Genomic DNA, 20,384 nt, shown 5'->3' with positions numbered 1-20,384 from the left:
CTTCCTGGTTTCGGGGGAGAAGCCGTCGGCACAACACTGCCGACCTGGTGGGTATTCCGCGCACGTACCCATGTGGCCACGTCGCACACCACCCACCAGACTGACCCCATGACGCAATCGGATTCCCTCACGTACGACGTCGTCGTGATCGGCGCGGGCCCCGTCGGCGAGAACGTCGCCGACCGCACCCGGGCGGCCGGACTGTCCACCGCGATCGTGGAGAGCGAACTGGTCGGCGGCGAATGCTCCTACTGGGCGTGCATGCCCAGCAAGGCCCTGCTGCGCCCGGTCCTCGCCCGCGCGGACGCCCGCCGCCTGCCCGGCCTCGCCCAGGAGGTCCGGGACCCCCTCGACGCGCAGGCCGTCCTCGCCCGCCGCGACGAGTTCACCTCCCACTGGAAGGACGACGGCCAGGTCCAGTGGGTCGAGGGCATCGGCGCCGACCTGTACCGCGGACAGGGGCGGCTCGCCGGACCGCGCACCGTGGAGGTGGCCGGTCCCGACGGCACCCGCCGGACCCTGACCGCCCGGCACGCCGTCGCCGTCTGCACCGGCAGCGCCGCCGCCCTGCCCCCGCTGCCCGGACTCGCCGAGGTACGCCCCTGGACCAGCCGCGAGGCCACCAGCGCCGAGCGCGCGCCCGGCCGGCTGATCGTCGTCGGCGGCGGAGTCGTCGCCGTCGAGATGGCCACCGCCTGGCAGGCCCTCGGCTCCCGGGTGACGATGCTGGTGCGCGGCGACGGCGGCCTGCTCGCCCGCATGGAGCCGTTCGCCGGGGAGCTGGTCGCCGAGGCGCTCACCGAAGCCGGCGTGGACATCCGCACCGGCGTCTCCGTCGAGTCCGTCACCCGCGAGAACGGCACCGTCGTGGCCGTCACCGACACCGGCGACCGACTGGAGGCCGACGAGATCCTCTTCGCCACCGGCCGGACGCCGCGCACCGGCGACATCGGCCTGGACACCGTCGGCCTGAAGCCGGGCTCCTGGCTGCCGGTCGACGACAGCCTCCGCGTGGAGGGCAGCGACTGGCTCTACGCCGTCGGCGACGTCAACCACCGCGCCCTCCTCACCCACCAGGGCAAGTACCAGGCCCGCATCGCCGGTGCCGCCATCGCCGCCCGCGCCTCCGGGGTGCCGATCCTGGAGTCCGACCCCTGGGGCGCGCACGCCGCGACCGCCGACCACGACGCCGTCCCCCAGGTGGTGTTCACCGACCCCGAGGCCGCGTCCGTCGGCCTGACCCTGGCCGAGGCCGAGCAGGCGGGACACCGGGTCCGCGCCGTCGACGTGCCCATCGCGGTGGCGGGGTCGAGCCTGTACGGCGACGGATACAAGGGCCGCGCCCGCATGGTGGTCGACCTGGAGGACGAGATCGTCCGCGGCGTCACCTTCGTCGGCCCGGGCGTCGGCGAGATGATCCACTCCGCGACGATCGCCGTCGCCGGCCGGGTTCCGCTCAGCCGCCTGTGGCACGCGGTCCCGTCGTACCCGACGATCAGCGAGGTGTGGCTGAGGCTGCTGGAGACGTACCGGGACAACTGACGGACCGGCCGGCCCGGTCAGGACCCGGCGGGCGGTGCCGCGCGTCCGTGCGGGCGGGCGGTCAGGCCGTCGGGCCGGGCAGCTCGAATCCCAGCGCCGCCGCCGCCCGCCGCGGCGTCGGCTGGGACCACAGCTCCGCCATCGCCGCGTTCGAGGCCAGCGAGCGCAGCTCGGCGCGGTCCAGGTACAGCGCGCCGTCGAGGTGGTCCGTCTCGTGCTGCACGATCCGGGCCGGCCAGCCCGCGAACACCTCGTCCACCGCCCGGCCGTGCTCGTCCCGCGCCCGCAGCCGCACCTCGGCGTGGCGCGCCACCACCGCCTGCCAGCCCGGCACGCTCAGACAGCCCTCGAAGAACGCGGCCCGCCCGGCGCCCACCGGTTCGTACGACGGGTTCACCAGCACCCGGAACGGCTGCGCCACCCGCCCCCGCGCCACCCGCACCTCGTCCGGCACCGGCGCCGGATCCTCGATCACCGCGACCCGCAGCCCCACCCCGACCTGCGGCGCGGCCAGGCCCACGCCGGGCGCCGCGTGCATGGTCAGCCGCAGCGCCTCGACGAACCGCTCGAAGAGCGCGGGCGCCAACTGCCCGTCGTACGGCTCGGCCGCACGCCGCAGCACCGGGTCACCGGCCGCGACGATCGGCAACGGGCCGCCGACGGCGAGCAGTTCCTCGACCCGCCGGGCCAGCGGGGCACGATCACTCGGAGTTCCCATCGCGGTTGCCATCGCGTCAGGATGCCACGCTCCGAGTTCCCGCTCAGAGTTCCGCGAAGTCGCCCGCGAGGGCCGAGGCGATCCGCAACTGGGCGTCGGCCTCCTCCTGCCGACCCTGCCGCTCCAGGGTGCGGCCCAGCATCAGCCGGGCGTAGTGCTCGACCGGATCGCGCTCGACGACGACCCGCAGCTCGGCCTCCGCCCGCCGCAGCTGGGCCGAGTGGTAGTAGGAGCGCGCCAGCAGCAGCCGGGGGCCGGTCTGCTCGGGCACCTGCGCGACCAGTCCGTCCAGGACGCGCGCCGCGGCGGCGTAGTCCTTGGCGTCGAAGAACATCCGCGCGCGCTCCCAGCGCTCCGCCGGCGTTCCGTGGTCGTAGTACGTCATGTCCACTGGAAACCTCCTCCGGCCCCTGCAACCACGCCACACGGTTGAACATTCCACTACTGATAGGCGCGAGTGGAGGTACTCGTGGCGACACCGTCGCCCGCCACGGTGACGGCCCGCGGTCCGTCTGACGCGAAGGCCCCGCCGGGTCTAGGTTGGGCGGCATGAGCAACCTTGATCGCGAGGCCGTGCCCAGTCTCTGCGGCGGCCGCGGCTTCGTGGTGACCGAGCCCGTACGGGAACTCCTCAGCCCTCGCAACGTCAAGCTCGGCGAGTCCACCGAGGTCCGCCGACTGCTGCCCAACCTGGGCCGGCGCATGGTCGGCGCCTGGTGCTTCGTCGACCACTACGGCCCCGACGACATCGCCGACGAGCCCGGCATGCAGGTGCCACCGCATCCGCACATGGGCCTGCAGACGGTGAGCTGGCTGCACGAGGGCGAGGTAGTGCACCGCGACTCCACCGGCAGCCTGCAGACCATCCGCCCGCGCCAGCTGGGCCTGATGACCTCCGGCCGCGCGATCAGCCACTCGGAGGAGAGCCCGCGCCCGCACGCGCGCCTCCTGCACGGCGCGCAGCTGTGGGTGGCCCTCCCGGACGCCCACCGCCACACCGACCCCCACTTCGAGTTCCACGCCGAGCTGCCCCGGGTCACCGCCCCGGGCCTGGCCGCCACCGTGCTCCTCGGCACCCTCGACACCGCCACCTCGCCCGGCACCACGTACACCCCCCTCGTCGGCGCCGACCTGGCCCTCACCGGCGGCACGGACGTACGCCTGCCGCTGGAACGGGACTTCGAGTACGCCGTACTGGCCATGAGCGGCGAGGCCCACGTCGACGGCGTGCCCCTGGTGCCGGGCTCGATGCTCTACCTCGGCTGCGGCCGCGACGAGTTGCCCCTGCGGGCCGACTCGGACGCGGGGCTGATGCTCCTGGGCGGCGAGCCGTTCGAGGAGGAGCTGATCATGTTCTGGAACTGGATCGGACGGTCGCAGGAGGAGATCGTTCAGGCCCGGCGGGACTGGACGGAAGGGACACGTTTCGGGGAGGTCAAGGGGTACGACGGGGCTCCGCTGGCCGCACCCGCGCTACCGGCAGTCCCGCTGAAGCCTCGTGGAAGGTCCCGTTGACCTGCAAGAACGGCTAACAGGCTGGTGACGGCCAGCGGGGCGGCCGCCCTATGTCGAGGTGCCGCAGGGTGCGGCTGGAGAGATCGATGGCGGACGGGTAGACAAGCATGCGAAGCTCCTGGCAGACACGGGCGATCTTGGTCGAGAACCCGTAAATCAGGAGCCTCGTCGTTGCGCCGGACTGCCCAACTCGCTTTCAGAGGAGCCGGATTCGCGAAGGCTCTCCCCCGTCGGGCGAAATTCAGGGCTCCACAGGTGCGCACTGCCAGGAGGACCGCGCGCGGGGAGGGGCCGACGCGTGACGGGGCCAAGGAAGAGGGTGGCAGGTGAAGTGGCCGCGTCCGTAGAGTGGCGGGATGGGACTCTTCAAGCGCAACAAGGCGACGTCCGGCCTGCTGCTCGTGTCCGACAGGGGCATCCAGCAAGTAGAGACCGCCTCGTACGGGATGGATCTCGTGCAGGAGGTCGCTCGTCTTCTCGGTTCGGAGCACATACGCTCCACCAAGCTCGGTGAGGAGCTCACCCTCTGGTACACCGAGGACGGCCCGGGTCGGGCACGCTCCGGCCCGCCCAACCCCGTTGCCAGCCGGCTCCTGGCCGATCACGGCGCGGCGCCCGTAACCGGTCCCGCGGTCGTCGCCGGTCCGCTGCTGTACGGCAGCCCGTACCCGCTAGGTGCCGAGGAGATCACGCAGGTCTCGGGACGTCTGCACGGATAGCGGCGCTCAGCCTGCCATGGCTGCCACGATGCGGGGCAGGAGTGCGGCGTTGGCGCTGTCGAGGGACACCCTCACCGGTTGCTGCCTGCCCCGTTCATGGATCCACACCAGGCCGTCCGCGACCTTGACGTCCGTGAGCGAACCCCAATCGGCCTCCATGACCCCGCGCAGCGTGAGCCCGCCGCGGTGCACGCGCATCTCGCCGATGGTGAACGACCCGCCGCGCCGGATCTGGTCGAGGCGCTCCGCGAGCAGTCGGGGCTCGAGGACGCGCTGCGCGAACTCGACCAGGGCCAGCCACGCTTCGGGGGCCTGTGTCCGCTTACCGCCCTTGCTCCAGATCAGATTTCCCAGGCTCTTGGGTGAGTTCCCGTATCTGCCTACGCCGAACGTGTACGTATTGGTGTAGGTGGAGGGGATCAGGAAGCCCAGGTGTTTGGTCCGCGAGACGGGATACCGGACCCACTCGATCTCTTCCCAGGTCAGCGAGTCCCGGCCGTAGGTGATCCGCTGCTGGTCGGCGACCACGTGTGTCGTCCAGCCGACGGGACTGTCCACGAAGGGGCGCTCGGGAGCCTCCTGGCGCGGGGGCGCGGATCGCCCGGGCGCCGTGCGCGGGGATGCGGTGCGCCGACCGTTCGCCCCGGCATAGGCCCGCAGCCACGCCGGTACTTCGGCCCGTGGGTAGGCGGCGAGGTCGTTGCGGTAGTGCGTGGGGGCGAGCAACTGCCCGTCGGGGAGCCGTTCGTCACCGTAGTCGTACTGGGTGGAGACCTGGGCCTGGCCGCCGGGCCCTTTGGTGACGGCGACCATCAGACGCAGCCACGGTCCGGCCGGCATGGCGGCCGCGAGGTGACGCTGGCGGCGTACGAGGAGGGCTATTTGCTCCGGCACTCGTGCCTCCATGGGCCGTTCGTGCTGCCAGAAGCACAGATCGGCCGTCTCGGCGGAGACGGCGCAGGAGAATGCCGCCACCATGCGTTCCCACCGCTGTGGTCCGCACAGCGCCAGCTGGCGGGCGATCTCGTCGGTCAGCGCGGTCACGCGGGCCGCCGTCACGTCCTCGGGCGGGGTGCCGACGACGGTGAAGTCGGTGATCGCGCCCGGCTGCCCGGACCGGGCATCGAGGCGCTCGAACTCCGCCTTGAGGTCGTTCATGAATGCCTCCTCGGCGGGCGGACGCCGTACGAAGGCCTCCTCCGCGGTGAACAGGGCGTCGGCCTGTTCGGGCGGGACCGCGGAGGTGACCTCCTTGATGCGCCCCGTGTCGCCGACCATGAACACCGAACGGCCGACGGGCATGTCGAGGAATGCCATGGGATCGCTGTCGTCGACGTCGACGGGCGCGTATACGCTCCAGCCCGCGGCGAACCGATCCGCCACCAGGTCCTGGGGCGGGTAGTCCAGGCCACCGGTGGTGATGTGCTCCTGGACCAGGGCGATGGCGCGCCGCTCGTCGATGCGTCCGATCGCACCCGGTTGCGGGGCCCTGCCCAGCGGATGGCCCGGGTCCGCCCCGTCCGGGCCCGGATAGTGGTGGGTGAGCTCGAACCACAGGCGCATCTCGTCGGCGGTCACCGCGTCGGTCCCGGGGCTCACAGCGTCCCACGTGCCTCCGGGATCGCGGGCGTAGAGCGCGACGGACGCCCCCTGGGAGACGGTCACGTAGTCGCAGGCATGGAGATCGCCGTACGCGGCGACCCATGCGAGCGATGGCGCGGCGGGGCGCTCCTCGCGCGCGATTTCCCTGCCGTCCATGCCCATCGCGGCCAGTACATGGCGGGGCATCAGCACCACTCCCTCGCAGACACGGGGCACGACCGTAGCCCAAGACGACCATCAGGGTGAAGAAGGGTCCCCGTTTCGTGGCCGCCGCCTCAAGCGGTGGAGGCGCTGCTACAACACCACCCACGCCAAGATCCGTTGCCGCGGCGAGCACCAACCGCATCACCGATGTGGTGAAGGCTGTCATCGTCCTTCACCACTCATCAGCGTGAGGTTGGAAAACGCTCAGTCTCACGAGCGTGGCATTTCCTCAAGGACTCGGCGCGATTCCATGGGCCGCGAGCGAGCGGAGTCGGAGTATGCCCGCATCCCGGGCGAGCCGCTTGTCGACGAGAATCTGACGTGGCCGGGCTTCCCCTGGAGTATCTTGAGTTCGCTGACTCGGCAGGCTGTTGAGCTGTGTGTTTGCATCGCGGTGGTTGTTCGTGACGTGGCGGATGGGGGCACTAGAGGTCCTTTCAGCACTGGGCCGATCGTTACCGACTTGTATGCCGACGGAGAGGGTTCAGCCCGCGCAGAACGGGACTGGTTGCCCAGGTCCAGCCTGCAGCGCAGATCAGCGATGCTGCTGGTTTCGCGCCCCGAGGTCTGGCAGGGCACCGAGGGCCTGTCGGGCAGCGGCCAGGAATCGTTTTCGGTGTCCTGTTTGTGCTCGTATTTCGTCCAAGGCCACGTCCCGCTGATGGAGCTCATCCGAGGGACGCTCCCGTAGGGCGACATACCGTTGGTGTTCGACTCCCGCGGCTCTCGTCAGCTGTGCCGCGCGCTCATCCACAGTTGAAGGGCCGACGACCGAGATGCGTGCGGCCTGCTCTTCCATCGCGCGCACTTGGGCCCCTATCGCGTCCAGCTCGCTCGCTGAGGGCAGGCCCTCCGAGACGTGGGCCTCACGATCGGACTGATCACTTCGTGACCGCCGTTCCTCAGAGGCTCGGAGGCTCTCGGTGGCCACACGCGCGAAGCCGTCGTAAGCCCGCATGAAGCCTTCGTAGGCTTCGAGACGTTGTTGCCGTAGCCAATGAGCATGCTCGGCGTCGGCCTGGTCGCGCACCTGCTGATGCGTGGCCCGCGCAGTTCGCTCTGCACCCGTTCGGGCACCCCAGGCCGCCGAGGCACCGCCGATGGCGGCTCCCACCAAACCGAACACGCCAGTGACTATCGCCGCTATCTCCTGATCCACGCAGAGATTGTGGCGCGATTCATCGTCGGTTTGCGTACGTTCGCCGACGCGGACCAGGCGGCAGTCCCGCGTGCGGGTCCCCTGGCGGCCGGTGGCTGAGGAGGCGCGCCGCTAGGAGACTGTCCATAGGACGCTGGCATCACGCCTGATGCACTCGAAAGAGTGGCCAAGCTGACCAGTTCGTCTCAGACCCGTGGCCAAGTGGCCACGGGGTGGCCATCGCTCATGAGATCTGGCCACTTTCGGTGCGTGGACGGGGCTGACAGCACAGCGGCTCGTCTCAGCGGGCCTGGCTCTGTGGTCTCCCAGTGGGGAAGAGACTTTCGCAAATCCGCCTGCACGAGAAGGTGCTGGGCCGTACTTGTCTGTGGTGGTCACTGGGCGGTGTAACCGCCGTCGACGGGCAGGGCGATGCCGGTGACGTAGCCGGCTCTGTCGCTGCACAGCCACATGACGGCTTGGGCGATCTCGTCGGCAGTGCTGAGGCGGCCGATGGCCTGGCCTCCTTCAGCCTGGGAGCGGTCGAGTTCCCCGCCCTCGACCATGGCGTCGACCATCGGGGTGCTGATCGTGCCGGGACACACTGCGTTGACCCGCACCCCGCGCGACCCGTATTCGAGGGCGGCGCTCTTGGTCAGGCCGATCACGCCGTGCTTGGAGGCGTGGTGGGCGGCGCGGCCGGGGTTGCCGACGAGGCCGCCGAGGGAGGAGCAGTTGGCGATCGCGCCGCTGCCCTGGGTGCGCATGTGGCGCAGTTCGTGCTTCACGCTCGCCCAGATGCCCCGCAGGTTGATGCCCTGGACGCGGTAGAACTGCTCGGCGCTTTCGTCGGCGGCGTCGGTGGGCGGGGGCATGATCCCGGCGTTGTTGTAGGCCATGTCGAGCCGCCCGAAGGCTTCGACGGTGCGGTCGACGGCGGCGGCGACCTGGTCCTCGTCGGTGACGTCGCAGACCAGCGCGAGGACCTGGTGGCCGTCGTCGGCGGGCTGCTTGGTGGCGGCGTTGACGGCGTCCTCGTTGATGTCGGCGAGGGCGACGGCCGCCCCGGCTTCGGCGAAGGCGCGGGCCGTGGCCAGGCCCATGCCGGAGGAGGCGCCGGTGACGAAGGCGACCTGGCCGGTGAAGTCGTAGGCGGGGTTCATGACGGTGGCTCCCGACAAGTTGAGTCGAGCGTGGAGTTCAGCGCGCGGCCGTAGCGGTGGCGGAGGCGTCGTCTGTCTCCGGTTCGGCGGTGGTGGTGTGGTGGGCGACGATCCGGGAGGGGCCGGTGGTGCCGCGCAGTGCGAGGGCGGTCAGGGGCAGCAGGGTGAGCGCGGCGAAGACCGCGCCGATCAGGGCCGGGCCGGTCAGGCCGAAGGAGGAGTCCAGGGCTCGCCCGGCGACGAGGGATCCGGCGGCGATGCCGGTGTTGTAGCCGGAGGTGGTCAGCGCCGAGGTGAGGGTGGGGGCGTCGCCTGCGAAGTGGACGGCGAGGGAGGTGACGACCGGGTTGACGGTGAACCCGGCCAGTGCCATGCCGAACACCAGGACCACGGCGGCCACGGGGCTGTTGGAGGCGGGGATCAGGGTCAGCAGGATGAGGGAGGTGGCTGCCGACGCGGTGATCGTGGTGACCATCGGGCGGTGGTCGCCGAGACGGCCGCCGATCGCGGTGCCGCCCAGCGCACCGATACCGAAGGCGATCAGCACCAGCGGTACTGCGCCGGCCGGGATGCCCGCACGGTCGGTCAGCAGCGGCGTGATGTAGGTGTACGTCGCCAGGACCCCGCCCATGATCAGCACGGCCGCGCCGAGGGCCAGCCACAGCCGCCCCTGCTTCAGGGCCCTGACCTCGGCTCGCACGGAGACTTCGGGCCGCTGTTCGGTACGGGGGATGAACCGGCCGACGAACGCGGCGGCCAGGACGGCGAGGACGGCGAGCGCCCAGAAGGGGCCGCGCCAGCCGGTGTAGTGGCCGACGAACGAGCCGATCGGCACGCCGATCACGTTGGCCAGGGTGAGGCCGCCCATCATGGCGCCGACCGCCCGGGTGGACCGGGCCGGGCCTGCTGCGGTGGTGGCGATGACGAAGCCGACGGCCCAGAACGCTCCGGTGGCCAGGGCGGTGACCACGCGGGCGGTGAGCACGACGCTGAAGGAGGTGCTGAGCGCGGCGACGGCGTGGCCGAGGGCGAAGACGGCGAGGGCGCCGATGAGGGTGTGGCGCTGGGGCAGGCGCAGGGTGGCCATGGCCATGGTGGGCCCGCCGACGATCATCCCGACGGCGAACGCGGTGATCAGGAGGCCGGCGTGGGACACGCTGACGTTCAGGTCGGCGGCCATCTCGGGCAGCAGTCCGGCGATGACGAATTCGGTGGTGCCCATCAGGAACGTGCCGGCGGCGAGCACCCAGACGACGAAGGGCAGCTTGCCGGGGACAGGCCCGGTGGCGGAGGGCATGCGAAAGCTTCTTCCCGTTAGAGGAGGGGCGGTGCTGGGGGAGGTCAGGAGACGGCCTCGATGGTGATCCGGTCGGCCTCGGCGAGCTGATCGGCGTCGGCATCGATGTGGCCAAGGACCAGCAGGTCGGAGGAGGCAGAGGGGCCGTCCTTGTAGAAGAGGGCGAGGTTGCCCCAGGGGGCGTAGTAGGTGAGGTCACCGGGCTTCGGTGCCTGCGGTTCGGGCGCGTTTTCGGTGGTCAGCTTCCTGGGCGGGTCGGCGATCCGCTCGGTCCCGTGGAAGTCCTCCACGTCCAGGGTGAGCGGGAGCAGGGTGGCCAGGTCGCGGGCGGCGGGGCTGTCGTTCAGGGTCGCCTCGACCTCTTGGCCGTCGATGGTGACGCTGATGTCCATCGGGGTGCTCCTGTCTGATCCGGTCGGGCTCGCCGACGCCGACGCCGGTGTGGAGACCGGGGCGGACCGCGCGGCGGTCCCGGTGGTGGCGGCGGCCTGCTCGGCGGATGAGCCCTGCGAGCAGGCGGTCGCGGCGAGCAGCAACACGCCGGTGGCGGCGGTGGCGGTCAGGGCGCGGCGGAGGGCGAAGGCCATGGGGTGCCGTCCTGCGGGTCGGGCATGGGCTCGGCGTAGTGGCGGAAGCCCGTGCGGTCGGTGTGCAGGCCGTACAGCAGCTCGGCCAGCTTCTCGGGACTGGAGGTCGCGGAGTCGGGGCTGATCGCCCCGGGCACGACGAGCTGGGCCGCGTGGATGTTCTCCGGCGCGAGGACGGTGTGGAGCATCTGCGCGTATGCGCTCTCGGCGGCGAATGCGATCGAGGTACCGGCCACGGTGCCCTTCGGGCGTACCGCGCTGCCGCCGTTGACGAACAGCAGGCTGCCCCGGCCCAGCTCCCGCATGCCGGGCAGGACCGCGTTCACGCAGGTGACCGGGCCTTTGACGGAGAAGGCCAGGGGGTCGTCCAGGTCGGCCGCCGTGGTGTCCAGGACCGGCTTCATGAAGTCGCTGCGGGGCACCGGGCTGAACTGGAGGATCTCGACGGGCCCCAGCGTGTCCGCGGCCTCGTGCAGGGCTGCGGTGAGGGAGGCGGGGTCGAGGACGTCGGCGGTGAACCCGCGGGCCTGGACGCCCTCCTGCGCCAGCTCGTAGACCAGGTTGTCCTGGTGCTGGCTGCTGCGCGAGAGAAGGGCGACGGTGTGGCCCGCCTTGCCGAAGCGGCGGGCGGCGGCCAGACCCAGGCCGGGGCCGGCGCCGACGAGAGCGAAGGTGGTCACGGTAGTTCTCCCTGCGAAGTGGGCGAGGTGGGGCGCTTCCGGGGTGCGGGACGGTTCTGGCCGCGTTCAGTCAGTTGCCGGGGCTGCGTGGTACTCCTCGTCGGTGACGGGGTTCAGCCAGTGCACGACGTCGTGGGCGTCGTCGCCCTCGTTGATGGCCAGGTGGACCATCAGCCGGTTCGGCGCGGCACCGTGCCAGTGCTCCTCGTCGGCCTCGAACAGGACGCGGTCGCCGGGCCGGATGACTTCCACCGGTCCGCCCCTGCGCTGGCACAGGCCGACTCCTTCGGTGACGAAGACGGTCTGGCCCAGCGGGTGGCGGTGCCAGTGGGTGCGGGCACCGGGCATGAAGTGCACCAGGGCGGCGGTGACCCGGGACGGGGCGGGCGCGGCGGCGACGGCGTCGATGTAGACATCGCCGGTGAACCAGTCGGCCGGCCCCTTCGCGGTGTCGATCGAGCTGCGGGTGATCTGCACGGAGAATCTCCTCGTACGAGATGGTGATGGGGCGGGGGCTGGGCTCAGGGGGTCAGGAGCGTCTTGATGGCGCGGCGCTCGTCCATGGCCTGGTAGCCCTCGGCGACCTGGTCCAGGGGGAGGGTGAGGTCGAAGACCTTGCCGGGGTCGATCGCGCCCGTGAGGACGCGGTCGATGAGGTCGGGGAGGCAGCGGCGTACGGGGGCGGGGCCGCCGCGCAGGCCGACGTGGGAGAAGAACAGTTCCTGCCCGTCGACGGCGACCTCGTGGGGGACGCCGACGAAGCCGACGTTGCCGCCGGGGCGGGTGGAGTGCAGGGCCTGGCTCATGGACTGCTGCGTGCCGACGCACTCCAGGACGCTGTCCGCGCCGATCCCGCCGGTCAGCTCCTTGATCCGGGCCGCACCCTCTTCGCCGCGCTCGGTGACGATGTCGGTGGCGCCGAACTCCCGGGCGAGCTTCTGCCGGCTCTCGTGGCGGGACATGGCGATGATCCGCTCCGCCCCCCTCTCCTTCGCCGCGATCACCGCGCACAGGCCGACCGCGCCGTCACCGACGACCACAGCGGTCGAGCCGGGCTTGACCTCGGCGGCCTCAGCCGCCCACCAGCCAGTGCCCATCACGTCCGAGACGGCCAGCAGCCCCGGCCAGAACTTCTCGTCCGGCACGCCGTCGGTGGCGACCAGGGTGCCCTGGGCGTTGGGGATGCGTACGTAGTCGGCCTGGCAGGTGGTCATGAACTCCACGTTCAGGCAGCTCGACTGGAACCCGTTGCGGCAGTTCGCGCAGGTGTTGTCGGAGGTCGCGAACGAGCCGACGACCAGCTGGCCCGGCTTGAGCGCGCTCACCTCGGAGCCGACCTCCTCCACGAAGCCGACGTACTCGTGGCCCATCGGGTGCGCGTGGTCGGTCGGCTCCGCACCGCGGTAGGGCCACAGATCCGACCCGCACACGCAAGTCACGGCCGTGCGGATGATCGCGTCGGTCGGCTTGAGGATCTTCGGGTCCGGAAGGGTCTCGAAGCGGATGTCGCCGGGGGCATGGATCACTGCGCCGCGCATGAGAGGGGTTCCTTCGCGTTTCCGGGTACAGGGTGCGGGCCCCGGAACACGGACGGCGGACCGCCCGGCCGGGGGCGGAGCCCCCGGGTCTCCGCCTGACGGGCGGGACGGGAAGCTCCACGCCTTCCAGGTAACGCCCTCCTCAGACGCGGAGCGAGTCACTGACAAGGGGTGTACTGGCAGTGCATCCCTTCGACCCTGTGCGGGACGTACCGTCGAAGGCATGGACAACCGTGAGGAGGTCCGCGAGTTCCTCTCCTCGCGGCGCGCCAAGATCACCCCCGACCAGGCCGGACTGCCCTCCGGATCCCGCCGCCGGGTGCCGGGCCTGCGCCGCAGCGAGGTCGCCGCCCTGGCCGACATGAGCGTGGAGTACTACGCGAAACTGGAGCGCGGCGACCTCTCCGGAGTCTCCCCGGGCGTCCTCGAAGCCCTCGCCCGCGCCCTGCGCCTCGACGACGCCGAGCGCGCGCACCTGGTGAACCTCGCCCAGACCGCCGACGGCTCCGACGCCCTCACCCGGCCCCGCCGGCGTACCGGCACCCGACAGTGGACACCCCACCGCAGCTTGCAATGGACGCTGGACGCGATCACCGCCGGACCGGCGTTCGTCCGCAACGGCCGGATGGACGTCCTCGCCGCCAACGACCTCTTCCGCGCCTTCTACACCGACCTCTACACGACACCGGGCAACCAGCAGAACCTGGCCCGCTTCACCTTCCTCGACCCCGCCGCCCGCCGCTTCTACCCCGACTGGGACCGCTTCGCCGACATCACCGTCGCCATCGTGCGCACGGAGGCCGGCCGCAACCCCCACGACAAGGACCTCCACGACCTGGTCGGAGAGCTGTCCACCCGCAGCGACGAATTCCGCACCCGGTGGGGCGCGCACAACGTCCGCCACCACAGCACCGGCACCAAGCACTTCCACCACACGGCTGTCGGTGACCTCTCCCTCGCCTTCGAGGGCCTGGACATGGCAGCCGACCCCGGCCTCACCCTCACCATCTACACCGCCGAGCCCGGCTCCTCCTCCGAGGAAGGGCTACGCCTTCTCGCCGCCTGGGGCGCCACGCAAGAAGCCAGCGTCTCGAACGCGGGACGGTCAGTGACCAAGTGACCGTCGAATGGTCTGTCCAGCATGCTGCTCCCGCACGGCTGGGTTGCCTGTCAAGAAAGCCATATGGCATGTCCTCGGGCCCCGAGTCCGCGTGCTCGTCCAGCCCTGCTGTCACGGAGGGATTGCTTCTCGGCTCAGCCTCGCTCCCTCGGCGCGTTGCCCTCGATGGCCTCGACGACCTTCTTCGCTGTGGCCTTGGCCGAGCCCGGGTTCTGGCCGGTGACGAGGCTGCCGTCGGTGACGACGTAGGAGACGAAGGGCAGTGTCGCCTTCTCGTAGAGCGCGCCGCGTTGTTTGGCCCTTTCCTCGGCGTTGTAGGGGACCAGCTTGTCGACGCGGGCGAGGACTTCCTCGGTCCAGGCGAATCCCGTCATCTTGCGGCCGGCGATGAGGTAGGAGTTGTCGGAGAGCCGGGTGTTGAGCAGGCCGCAGTAGCCGTGGCAGACCGAGGAGACGATGCCGCCGTGCTCGTAGATCTCGCGGGTGATGTGCTGCAGGCCCTCGCTGTCGGGGAAGTCGTACATCACGGCGTGACCGCCGGTGAAGTAGATCGCGTCGTACTCGGCCGGGTCGATCTGGTCCGGACTCGCCGTGTTCTCGAGCAGCGCCATCTTGCCGGGGTCGGCGCGCCAGGTCTTGGCCGTCTTGTCGTAGTTCGGGAACTTCAGCGCACGGGGCTCGAGAGGCACGGCGCCGCCGGCCGGGCTGACGAGCGTCTGCTCGTAGCCGTGCTCCTCGAAGACGTGCCAGGCGTGCGTGAGCTCGGAGAGCCACAGGCCAGTTGTGTGGGACGGGTCGTCGTAGTGGCCGACGTTGGTGACGACGTCGAGGACGCGCTTGGTCATGGCTGATCTTCCTTCATGGGGGCCGGTCCAGCGAGGTGACGGGCCGTCGTAGCCGGCGCCAGTGGTCGCTCAGCGGACGCCCAGGGCACGCAGCGTCCTGAACCCCCGGGTCAGGATCCGCGCCCACTGCTCGTGATCGATCCCGCGGGGCGGGGAGAAGCCCTGGAGACGCTGGTGGGCGACGGTCTGGGCCTCGGTGTACTTGAGTAGCCCCTCGGCGCCGTGACGGCGGCCGATTCCGGAGTCGCCCATGCCGCCCATGGGGGCGTCAATGCTGCCCCAGGCGGCGGCGAACGCCTCGTTGACGTTGACGGTGCCGGCGTGCAGTCGCCGCGCGACCCTGCGGGCCCGGGCGCCGTTGCGGCCCCAGACGCTCGCGTTGAGGCCGTACGGCGTCGCGTTGGCCATAGCCACCGCCTCGTCGACCGACCGGTAGCGGTAGATCGACACCACGGGACCGAAGGTCTCGTGGTCGAACAGCCTCATCTGCGGGGTCACATCGGTCAGAATCGTCGGCTCGTAGAACAGCGGCCCGAGGTCGGGCCGGGCGTTGCCTCCGGCCAGCACGTTCGCGCCTTTCGACACCGCGTCGTCGACGTGCAAGGTGACGGTGTCGAGCTGTGAGGGGGTGGTGAGCGAGCCCATGTCCACCGAGAAGTCGTAGGCCGCGCCCAGTCGCAGGGCCCGGGTACGTTTGACGAACGCGGTGACGAACGCGTCGTGGATCTCGTCGGCGACGTAGAGCCGCTCGATGGACACGCACAGCTGGCCGGCCGAGGGGAAGCAGGCGACGACCGCGCCGGCGGCGGCCTTGTCGATGTCGGCGTCGGCGAGGACGACCATGGCGTTCTTGCCGCCGAGCTCCAGGGACGCGCCGATCAGGCGCTCACCCGCGCCGCGCGCGATCTGGCGTCCGCTGGCGGTGGAGCCGGTGAACATCATGTAGTCCCCGCCGGCCATGAGCGCGTCTCCGATGGAGCTGCCGCGGCCGACCGCCATCTGCCAGACGTCGGTCGGCAGTCCGGCCTCGCGCATGAGGGCCAGGGCCCACAGCGCGGTCAGGGCGGTCTGGGTGTCAGGTTTCTGCACGACGGCGTTGCCGGCCATCAGGGCCGGGATGGCGTCGCCGGCGGCCATGCTGAGCGGGTAGTTCCAGGGCGAGATGACGGTGACGACGCCCTTGGGGTGGCGCAGCTCGGTGGTGTGAGTCAGCACCGGGATCGCGCCCCTGCGGCGCTTCGGTGAGAGCAGCCCTCGTGCGCTGCGCGCGTAGTAGCGGGCGGTGATCGCGATGTCGCTCACCTCGAGGAACGCGTCCCGGCGGGTCTTGCCGCTCTCGGCCTGCATCAGGTCGAGGGCCTCCTCCTGCCGCTGGAGGACGAGGTCGTGGAAGCGCAGCATGATGCGCTTGCGCTCGGCCACCGGGGTGGCCGCCCAGCAGGCCTGGGCCGCGCGCGCCCGGGCGAAGGCGTCCTCGACGTCCTCGGGGGTGGAGACCGGCAGGTCCGCGAGCGGTGTACCGGCGTACGGGGAGGTCGTGGTGACCCGCTGGGCCCGGGCACCGGCGGCCACCAGGGTGGCCAGGCGGGCGAGCCGGGCCGGTGTCAGGGATGCCGGGAGGGCGGCCTCGGGGTGGTTGGTCTGCGTGGTGGTCATCGCGGTCTCAGCTCCGGTCCTGGATGGAGGTGGGCACGGGCATGTGCAGCGCCAGCTGGCCCTCGGTGGTGACGTCGAGCTGGATCGTCCGGATCGGCTTCAGCGAGCGCAGGTCGTCGCTCACCCGGCCCTCGCCGAGCCGCAGGTCCAGGCCGCGGGGGAACCGCGTGGTTCCCGAGGAGAGCACGTTGATCTGGCTGGTCGTGGAGTGCCAGGCACCGTCGATCGTGGTGTAGGAGGTCAGAGTCGAGACGTGCTCGCCGGTGGGCCGGGCGGTCTGCTTCGGGGTGGGCGCCGACAGGGCGAGGTCGAGGCCGCCCCGGTCGTTGGCGAGCCTGGCGGAGGTGCGCTTGGCGTCGATGTCGACGTCGAGCCCGGTGACCCACTTGGGGAACCCGTAGCCGTCGTGGCCGCGCACCTGCGCGATCTCGGTGTTGACCGGGAGCGAGAGGACGTAGGAGTGCAGCCAGTCGTTCTTGAGCCCGGTGACCAGGTCGAGCAGGCCCAGCCCGCCGTGCCGCGCCGGCTTCACCGCGACGCCGACCGCGGCCTCGGTGTAGAAGTCGATGTCGCACACGTCGTACCGGAAGGCCATCATGGAGACGATCCCGAGTCCCGGGGCGATCTCGAGCGGGTCCAGCTCCCGCGGCAGGCGGGCCCGGATCGCCTTGGCCGGCGCGAGCATCGTGAGCCGGGCCGTGGAGATGCGGTAGTAGAAGTTCGGCGTCAGTGTCGGCCCGATGCGGGAGTCCACGCGGCTCTTGGGCATCCGGCGGAAGAAGTCGACGCTGCTGACCCGCGGGTCCCGCGCGACCTCGTCGAGGTCGGTGTCCATGCGGAACCGGTCGTAGAGGCCGCCTTCAGGGACGGTGACGAGACGCCCTCCGAGATCGACCTCTACGTTCCGGTCGGTCAGTTTGCCGGTTGATGACATGGGCTCTCTCCTCCAATGTGAGCGCTGCTAACACGGAGGATGGCACGCGATGTGAGCATCGTCAACAATGGATGCCGCAGGGTCTGCGGGAGGCGGGTTCGTGCGTCAGGCGCCGACCGAGGTGATGGCGAGGAAGGCGCTGCGCACCCGGTCGGCGACTTCCTGTTCCGACGTGGCCTGCAGCTTGCCGTCGAGGTGCAGGCAGGCCAGCCCGTGGGCGAGTCCCCAGCCGGCCGACGCCAGAGCCGAGGCGTCGGTGTCGGGGAAGACGCGGTCGAGTGCGTCGGCCAGCAGTACGTGCAGGGCGTCGGCGGCCTTGACCCGCTCGTCGTCGGCGTCGTCGCACGGCTTGCCGAACATCACGCCGAACAGGGCGGGCCGCCGCAGTGCGAAGGCGACGTAGGTGACGGCGAACTCGGCCAGGTCCGAGGGGGATGCGGGCAGGCCGCGCTCGCCGCTCAGGTCGGTCAGCAGGGCGCGGAAGCCCTCGGCGGCCAGTGCGGACTCCAGGGCGTCGCGGTCTTTGAAGTGGCGGTACGGCGCGGTCGGCGACACGCCGGCCTGGCGCGCGACGGCCCGCAGCGAGAAGGGTTCGCCGTTCTCCAGCATCTCCATCGCGGTCGACAGCAGGGCCGCCCGCAGGTCGCCGTGATGGTAGCCGCTTTTCTCCGATGTTGACATTGCTTACTTCATCCTCCTATGCTTTGTTAGCACCGTAAACATATCGTACGTCCGAAGGAACCGGCGTTCGGCGGCCCCGGGGCGCGCACCCCGCTGCGGGAAATGGGCCCGCATGGCGCTCACACCGGCCCTCGTCATCAGCCTGGGCAACCACGCGCTGTCGCCGGCACCCGCACCATCCATCGCAAGGAGACCAGACTCATGCAGACCGTTCTCGGCGCCGGCGGACCGATCGCCGACGAGCTCGTGCACGAGCTCCACCGCAGCCACACCAAGGACGTCCGCCTCGTCAGCCGCAAGCCGTCGAGGGTGAACGACACCGACGAGCTCGTCGCCGCGGACCTCACGGACGCCGACGCCACCAGCCGCGCCGTCGCGGGCAGCGACATCGCCTACCTCACCGTCGGCCTACCCCTGGACTCGGAGCTGTGGGAGCGCCAGTTCCCCGTCATGATGCGCAACGTCATCGACGCCTGCGCCGAACACGGCACGAAGCTCGTCTTCTTCGACAACACCTACATGTATCCCGGAACGCCGGCGCCCCAGACCGAGTCGACGGCATTCGCACCGGGCGGACGCAAGGGACGAGTCCGCGGACAGATCGCCACCATGCTGCTGGAGGCCATGCGAGCCGGCCGGGTCGAGGCCCTGATCGGCCGGGCGCCCGAGTTCTACGGTCCGGGCCGGACGACGAGCTACACGAACTCGCTGGTGTTCGACCGGATCAAGGCGGGCAAGCGGCCGTTCGTCCCGGTCGACGCCCGCGCCAAGCGTTCGCTGATCTGGACCCCCGACGCGAGCCGCGCTCTCGCCCTGCTCGGCAACACTCCGGACGCCTACGGCCAGACGTGGCACCTGCCCGTCGACCCGGACCGCAAGTCCTACGCCCAGCTCATCGAGATCGCCGGCGAGGTCACCGGCCGCAAGATCGGCTACACGGTGCTGCCGATGCTCGCCTTCCGTCTCGGGCGCCGCTTCGTCAAGCCGCTCGACGAAATGTACGAGCTGATCGACCGATACCGCGACGACAACATCTTCGACAGCTCGAAATTCGCCGCCCGCTTTCCCGAATTCCACGTCACGAGCTATCGGGAGGGCGTGGAGCGGATCCTCGTCGGCTGACCCACCGACAGCACCTCCGCCGGTCGGCTGACTCGTGCCGCGATGCCGAACCGGCGCCGGTACTCCGACGGGGTGACGCCCGTGGCGCGCTGGAAGAGTCGGCGGAAGTTCGACACGTCAAGGTAGCCGGCGCTGCGGGAGATCTCGGCGACCGGCTCATTGGTCAGCTCCAGCAACTCGCGTGCCTTCGCGATGCGCGCCGCCCGGGTGTATTCCGTCGCAGTCAGGCCCGTGGCCTCCTTGAACCGGCGCTGGAGGGCGCGCGGTGCATGGCGGCGGTCTGCGCGAGGTGCTCAATGGAGTGGGGCTCGTGGAGGCGGGCATGCAGCTGGGCCTGCACCTCGCGGACGTCGCTGTCGCCGTGCTGGAGCCGGGGCGTGAACTCCTGGTAGAGGGACTGCCGTCGGCGCGGCGGGTCGGCGAGGACGAAGCGTGCCGTGTGCAGCATGACGCTGGGACCGAGCATCCGGTCGACGAGGGTGAGGCCCAGGTCGACCCACGCCAGGATGCCCGCGACCGTCATGATGTCGACGTCGTCGATCACCATGCGTGAGGCGTCCACCCGGACCTTCGGGTATCGGCGCGCCAGCTCCTCGCGCACAGAGTGGTGCCCTGGGACCGGAGTCCGACGAGCCAGTCGGTGAGCTCGCCGACCGACGTCATCAGCTCGGGCACGACGAGGTTCGGCGGGATGATGACGTGGCTGAGCCGATGCGCGAGCTCGGGATGGGTGTCCGAGGTGCAGACCATGACCGGCCCGTCGTCGGCGGCCGGGCGCACCACCGGTCCACGTGACACGAGAGGACTATGTCGCCGCGTCCCGTCTCAAGTTCGGCGCGATGGCGGACGAGTTCCTCCGGCTCTACCCGGCACACACGGACGAAGAGGCGGCGCACGCCCATTGCGCCGCGGTGCGCGACAACGCCAGGATCTCCACCTGGCTGTGGGCGAAGGACTGGGCCCCGCACGCGAAGCGGCCCGTGTACGCGTACTTCTGGACGTACGCCTGCCCGACGGCGGGACAGGGCGCCCGCCGCGCCTCGCACGGCTCCGAGATTGACTTCGTGCTCGGCAATCTCCACCCCGACCGCGCCGAGTGGACCGACGAGGACCGCGTCATCGCCGAGACGATGAGCGGCTACTGGGCCAACTACGTGATCACCGGCGACCCCAACGGACCAGGACTGCCGCACTGGCCCGCGTGGACACCGGACACCCCGGCGGTCATGGAGGTCGGTGCGGGCTTCGGACCGATCCCCCTGGCTGACCCGCCTCGGTTCGACTTCTGGAAGCGCCATTTCCGTACCCAGCATGCTTGGTGAC

23 protein-coding genes are annotated in these 20,384 nt (G+C 70.7%); 7 read left to right on the top strand and 16 right to left on the bottom strand.

Annotation, left to right across the window (positions count from 1 at the left end):
* Positions 1–108: 108 nt before the first annotated feature.
* Complete coding sequence (locus tag ACFV9J_RS05590; RefSeq protein ID WP_385350263.1) at positions 109–1,542, top strand: dihydrolipoyl dehydrogenase family protein; 1,434 nt, start codon at positions 109–111, stop codon at positions 1,540–1,542.
* A 61-nt stretch (positions 1,543–1,603) separates the two neighbouring features.
* On the opposite strand, the gene ACFV9J_RS05585 is transcribed toward ACFV9J_RS05590, so the two are convergent.
* Positions 1,604–2,260: a peptide deformylase gene (locus ACFV9J_RS05585; RefSeq protein ID WP_385351303.1), complete on the bottom strand. Its 657-nt coding sequence runs from the start codon at positions 2,258–2,260 to the stop codon at positions 1,604–1,606.
* 43 nt (positions 2,261–2,303) lie between these two features.
* Positions 2,304–2,651, bottom strand: a complete 348-nt coding sequence (locus tag ACFV9J_RS05580; protein ID WP_003977977.1) for a tetratricopeptide repeat protein — start codon at positions 2,649–2,651, stop codon at positions 2,304–2,306.
* A 158-nt stretch (positions 2,652–2,809) separates the two neighbouring features.
* On the opposite strand from ACFV9J_RS05580, the gene ACFV9J_RS05575 reads away from it, so the two are divergent.
* Both ACFV9J_RS05575 and ACFV9J_RS05570 read left to right on the top strand, forming a co-directional pair.
* Positions 2,810–3,775: a pirin family protein gene (locus tag ACFV9J_RS05575; protein ID WP_385350260.1), complete on the top strand. Its 966-nt coding sequence runs from the start codon at positions 2,810–2,812 to the stop codon at positions 3,773–3,775.
* Positions 3,776–4,131: 356 nt separating this feature from the next.
* A complete protein-coding gene (locus ACFV9J_RS05570; RefSeq protein WP_385350258.1) occupies positions 4,132–4,494 on the top strand; it encodes a hypothetical protein in 363 nt (120 codons plus the stop codon).
* 6 nt (positions 4,495–4,500) lie between these two features.
* On the opposite strand, the gene ACFV9J_RS05565 is transcribed toward ACFV9J_RS05570, so the two are convergent.
* Positions 4,501–6,282, bottom strand: coding sequence for a hypothetical protein (locus ACFV9J_RS05565; protein ID WP_385350256.1), 1,782 nt, complete (start codon positions 6,280–6,282; stop codon positions 4,501–4,503).
* A gap of 1,021 nt (positions 6,283–7,303) precedes the next feature.
* Between ACFV9J_RS05565 and ACFV9J_RS05560 the strand changes: the two genes are divergently transcribed.
* Complete coding sequence (locus ACFV9J_RS05560; RefSeq protein ID WP_385350254.1) at positions 7,304–7,558, top strand: hypothetical protein; 255 nt, start codon at positions 7,304–7,306, stop codon at positions 7,556–7,558.
* Between the two features lie 275 nt (positions 7,559–7,833).
* Here the strand turns inward: ACFV9J_RS05560 and ACFV9J_RS05555 are convergent, their stop codons facing one another.
* The 6 genes from ACFV9J_RS05555 to ACFV9J_RS05530 form a co-directional block, all read right to left on the bottom strand.
* Positions 7,834–8,601: an SDR family NAD(P)-dependent oxidoreductase gene (locus ACFV9J_RS05555; protein ID WP_385350251.1), complete on the bottom strand. Its 768-nt coding sequence runs from the start codon at positions 8,599–8,601 to the stop codon at positions 7,834–7,836.
* A 37-nt stretch (positions 8,602–8,638) separates the two neighbouring features.
* Positions 8,639–9,898 carry an MFS transporter gene (locus ACFV9J_RS05550; RefSeq protein ID WP_385350248.1) on the bottom strand — a complete coding sequence of 420 codons (1,260 nt, stop codon included), beginning with the start codon at positions 9,896–9,898 and terminating at the stop codon, positions 8,639–8,641.
* Between the two features lie 44 nt (positions 9,899–9,942).
* A complete protein-coding gene (locus ACFV9J_RS05545; protein ID WP_385350245.1) occupies positions 9,943–10,485 on the bottom strand; it encodes a cyclophilin-like fold protein in 543 nt (180 codons plus the stop codon).
* Complete coding sequence (locus tag ACFV9J_RS05540; protein ID WP_385350242.1) at positions 10,458–11,165, bottom strand: SDR family NAD(P)-dependent oxidoreductase; 708 nt, start codon at positions 11,163–11,165, stop codon at positions 10,458–10,460. Before ACFV9J_RS05540 ends, ACFV9J_RS05545 begins: the two co-directional genes overlap by 28 nt.
* Before the next feature lie 66 nt (positions 11,166–11,231).
* A complete protein-coding gene (locus ACFV9J_RS05535) occupies positions 11,232–11,642 on the bottom strand; it encodes a cupin domain-containing protein (protein WP_385350239.1) in 411 nt (136 codons plus the stop codon).
* 44 nt (positions 11,643–11,686) lie between these two features.
* A complete protein-coding gene (locus ACFV9J_RS05530; RefSeq protein WP_385350237.1) occupies positions 11,687–12,703 on the bottom strand; it encodes a zinc-dependent alcohol dehydrogenase family protein in 1,017 nt (338 codons plus the stop codon).
* Between the two features lie 223 nt (positions 12,704–12,926).
* Here ACFV9J_RS05530 and ACFV9J_RS05525 point away from each other — a divergent pair, with 223 nt between their 5' ends.
* Positions 12,927–13,823 (top strand): helix-turn-helix transcriptional regulator, encoded by an 897-nt coding sequence (locus ACFV9J_RS05525; protein WP_385350235.1) that lies wholly within the window; start codon positions 12,927–12,929, stop codon positions 13,821–13,823.
* Between the two features lie 134 nt (positions 13,824–13,957).
* On the opposite strand, the gene ACFV9J_RS05520 is transcribed toward ACFV9J_RS05525, so the two are convergent.
* From ACFV9J_RS05520 to ACFV9J_RS05505, 4 genes are all read right to left on the bottom strand, one after another.
* Positions 13,958–14,668, bottom strand: coding sequence for a type 1 glutamine amidotransferase domain-containing protein (locus tag ACFV9J_RS05520; protein ID WP_385350232.1), 711 nt, complete (start codon positions 14,666–14,668; stop codon positions 13,958–13,960).
* 69 nt (positions 14,669–14,737) lie between these two features.
* Positions 14,738–16,324 carry a succinic semialdehyde dehydrogenase gene (locus tag ACFV9J_RS05515; protein ID WP_385350229.1) on the bottom strand — a complete coding sequence of 529 codons (1,587 nt, stop codon included), beginning with the start codon at positions 16,322–16,324 and terminating at the stop codon, positions 14,738–14,740.
* Between the two features lie 7 nt (positions 16,325–16,331).
* Positions 16,332–17,258, bottom strand: a complete 927-nt coding sequence (locus tag ACFV9J_RS05510) for an acetoacetate decarboxylase family protein (RefSeq protein WP_385350227.1) — start codon at positions 17,256–17,258, stop codon at positions 16,332–16,334.
* 105 nt (positions 17,259–17,363) lie between these two features.
* Positions 17,364–17,939, bottom strand: coding sequence for a TetR/AcrR family transcriptional regulator (locus ACFV9J_RS05505; RefSeq protein WP_385350224.1), 576 nt, complete (start codon positions 17,937–17,939; stop codon positions 17,364–17,366).
* Positions 17,940–18,140: 201 nt separating this feature from the next.
* Between ACFV9J_RS05505 and ACFV9J_RS05500 the strand changes: the two genes are divergently transcribed.
* Positions 18,141–19,061, top strand: coding sequence for an NAD-dependent epimerase/dehydratase family protein (locus tag ACFV9J_RS05500; RefSeq protein ID WP_385350221.1), 921 nt, complete (start codon positions 18,141–18,143; stop codon positions 19,059–19,061).
* Here ACFV9J_RS05500 and ACFV9J_RS05495 read toward each other — a convergent pair.
* From ACFV9J_RS05495 to ACFV9J_RS05485, 3 genes are read right to left on the bottom strand one after another with little or no spacing between them, the layout of a single operon-like run.
* Complete coding sequence (locus tag ACFV9J_RS05495; protein WP_385351301.1) at positions 19,025–19,288, bottom strand: helix-turn-helix domain-containing protein; 264 nt, start codon at positions 19,286–19,288, stop codon at positions 19,025–19,027. The genes ACFV9J_RS05500 and ACFV9J_RS05495 overlap by 37 nt on opposite strands.
* The gene (locus ACFV9J_RS05490; RefSeq protein WP_385350219.1) at positions 19,285–19,608 is read right to left on the bottom strand and encodes a hypothetical protein; all 324 of its coding nucleotides are present in this window, start codon (positions 19,606–19,608) and stop codon (positions 19,285–19,287) included. The genes ACFV9J_RS05495 and ACFV9J_RS05490 overlap by 4 nt, the downstream gene beginning before the upstream one ends.
* Complete coding sequence (locus ACFV9J_RS05485) at positions 19,602–19,859, bottom strand: hypothetical protein (RefSeq protein ID WP_385350216.1); 258 nt, start codon at positions 19,857–19,859, stop codon at positions 19,602–19,604. The genes ACFV9J_RS05490 and ACFV9J_RS05485 overlap by 7 nt, the downstream gene beginning before the upstream one ends.
* Between ACFV9J_RS05485 and ACFV9J_RS05480 the strand changes: the two genes are divergently transcribed.
* Entirely contained in the window at positions 19,853–20,383 is a 531-nt protein-coding gene (locus tag ACFV9J_RS05480; protein WP_385350214.1) for a carboxylesterase family protein, read from the top strand. The genes ACFV9J_RS05485 and ACFV9J_RS05480 overlap by 7 nt on opposite strands.
* Position 20,384: the final 1 nt, after the last annotated feature.

Origin of the sequence: Streptomyces sp. NPDC059906 (assembly GCF_042730645.1) — a bacterium.
GTDB classification, from domain to species: domain Bacteria; phylum Actinomycetota; class Actinomycetes; order Streptomycetales; family Streptomycetaceae; genus Streptomyces; species Streptomyces rubrogriseus.
This window is presented reverse-complemented; position numbering and strand designations above follow the sequence as displayed.

What these genes read in the sequence shown, in the direction of transcription:
- ACFV9J_RS05510 (WP_385350227.1), bottom strand. Translation starts at nt 17,258, where the DNA reads ATGTCATCAACCGGCAAACTGACCGACCGGAACGTAGAGGTCGATCTC.
- ACFV9J_RS05525 (WP_385350235.1), top strand. Translation starts at nt 12,927, where the DNA reads ATGGACAACCGTGAGGAGGTCCGCGAGTTCCTCTCCTCGCGGCGCGCC.
- ACFV9J_RS05520 (WP_385350232.1), bottom strand. Translation starts at nt 14,668, where the DNA reads ATGACCAAGCGCGTCCTCGACGTCGTCACCAACGTCGGCCACTACGAC.
- ACFV9J_RS05490 (WP_385350219.1), bottom strand. Translation starts at nt 19,608, where the DNA reads ATGGTGATCGACGACGTCGACATCATGACGGTCGCGGGCATCCTGGCG.
- ACFV9J_RS05565 (WP_385350256.1), bottom strand. Translation starts at nt 6,282, where the DNA reads ATGCCCCGCCATGTACTGGCCGCGATGGGCATGGACGGCAGGGAAATC.
- ACFV9J_RS05550 (WP_385350248.1), bottom strand. Translation starts at nt 9,898, where the DNA reads ATGCCCTCCGCCACCGGGCCTGTCCCCGGCAAGCTGCCCTTCGTCGTC.
- ACFV9J_RS05515 (WP_385350229.1), bottom strand. Translation starts at nt 16,324, where the DNA reads ATGACCACCACGCAGACCAACCACCCCGAGGCCGCCCTCCCGGCATCC.
- ACFV9J_RS05530 (WP_385350237.1), bottom strand. Translation starts at nt 12,703, where the DNA reads ATGCGCGGCGCAGTGATCCATGCCCCCGGCGACATCCGCTTCGAGACC.
- ACFV9J_RS05545 (WP_385350245.1), bottom strand. Translation starts at nt 10,485, where the DNA reads ATGGCCTTCGCCCTCCGCCGCGCCCTGACCGCCACCGCCGCCACCGGC.
- ACFV9J_RS05575 (WP_385350260.1), top strand. Translation starts at nt 2,810, where the DNA reads ATGAGCAACCTTGATCGCGAGGCCGTGCCCAGTCTCTGCGGCGGCCGC.
- ACFV9J_RS05570 (WP_385350258.1), top strand. Translation starts at nt 4,132, where the DNA reads ATGGGACTCTTCAAGCGCAACAAGGCGACGTCCGGCCTGCTGCTCGTG.
- ACFV9J_RS05585 (WP_385351303.1), bottom strand. Translation starts at nt 2,260, where the DNA reads ATGGGAACTCCGAGTGATCGTGCCCCGCTGGCCCGGCGGGTCGAGGAA.
- ACFV9J_RS05560 (WP_385350254.1), top strand. Translation starts at nt 7,304, where the DNA reads ATGCTCGGCGTCGGCCTGGTCGCGCACCTGCTGATGCGTGGCCCGCGC.
- ACFV9J_RS05590 (WP_385350263.1), top strand. Translation starts at nt 109, where the DNA reads ATGACGCAATCGGATTCCCTCACGTACGACGTCGTCGTGATCGGCGCG.
- ACFV9J_RS05500 (WP_385350221.1), top strand. Translation starts at nt 18,141, where the DNA reads ATGCAGACCGTTCTCGGCGCCGGCGGACCGATCGCCGACGAGCTCGTG.
- ACFV9J_RS05555 (WP_385350251.1), bottom strand. Translation starts at nt 8,601, where the DNA reads ATGAACCCCGCCTACGACTTCACCGGCCAGGTCGCCTTCGTCACCGGC.
- ACFV9J_RS05505 (WP_385350224.1), bottom strand. Translation starts at nt 17,939, where the DNA reads ATGTCAACATCGGAGAAAAGCGGCTACCATCACGGCGACCTGCGGGCG.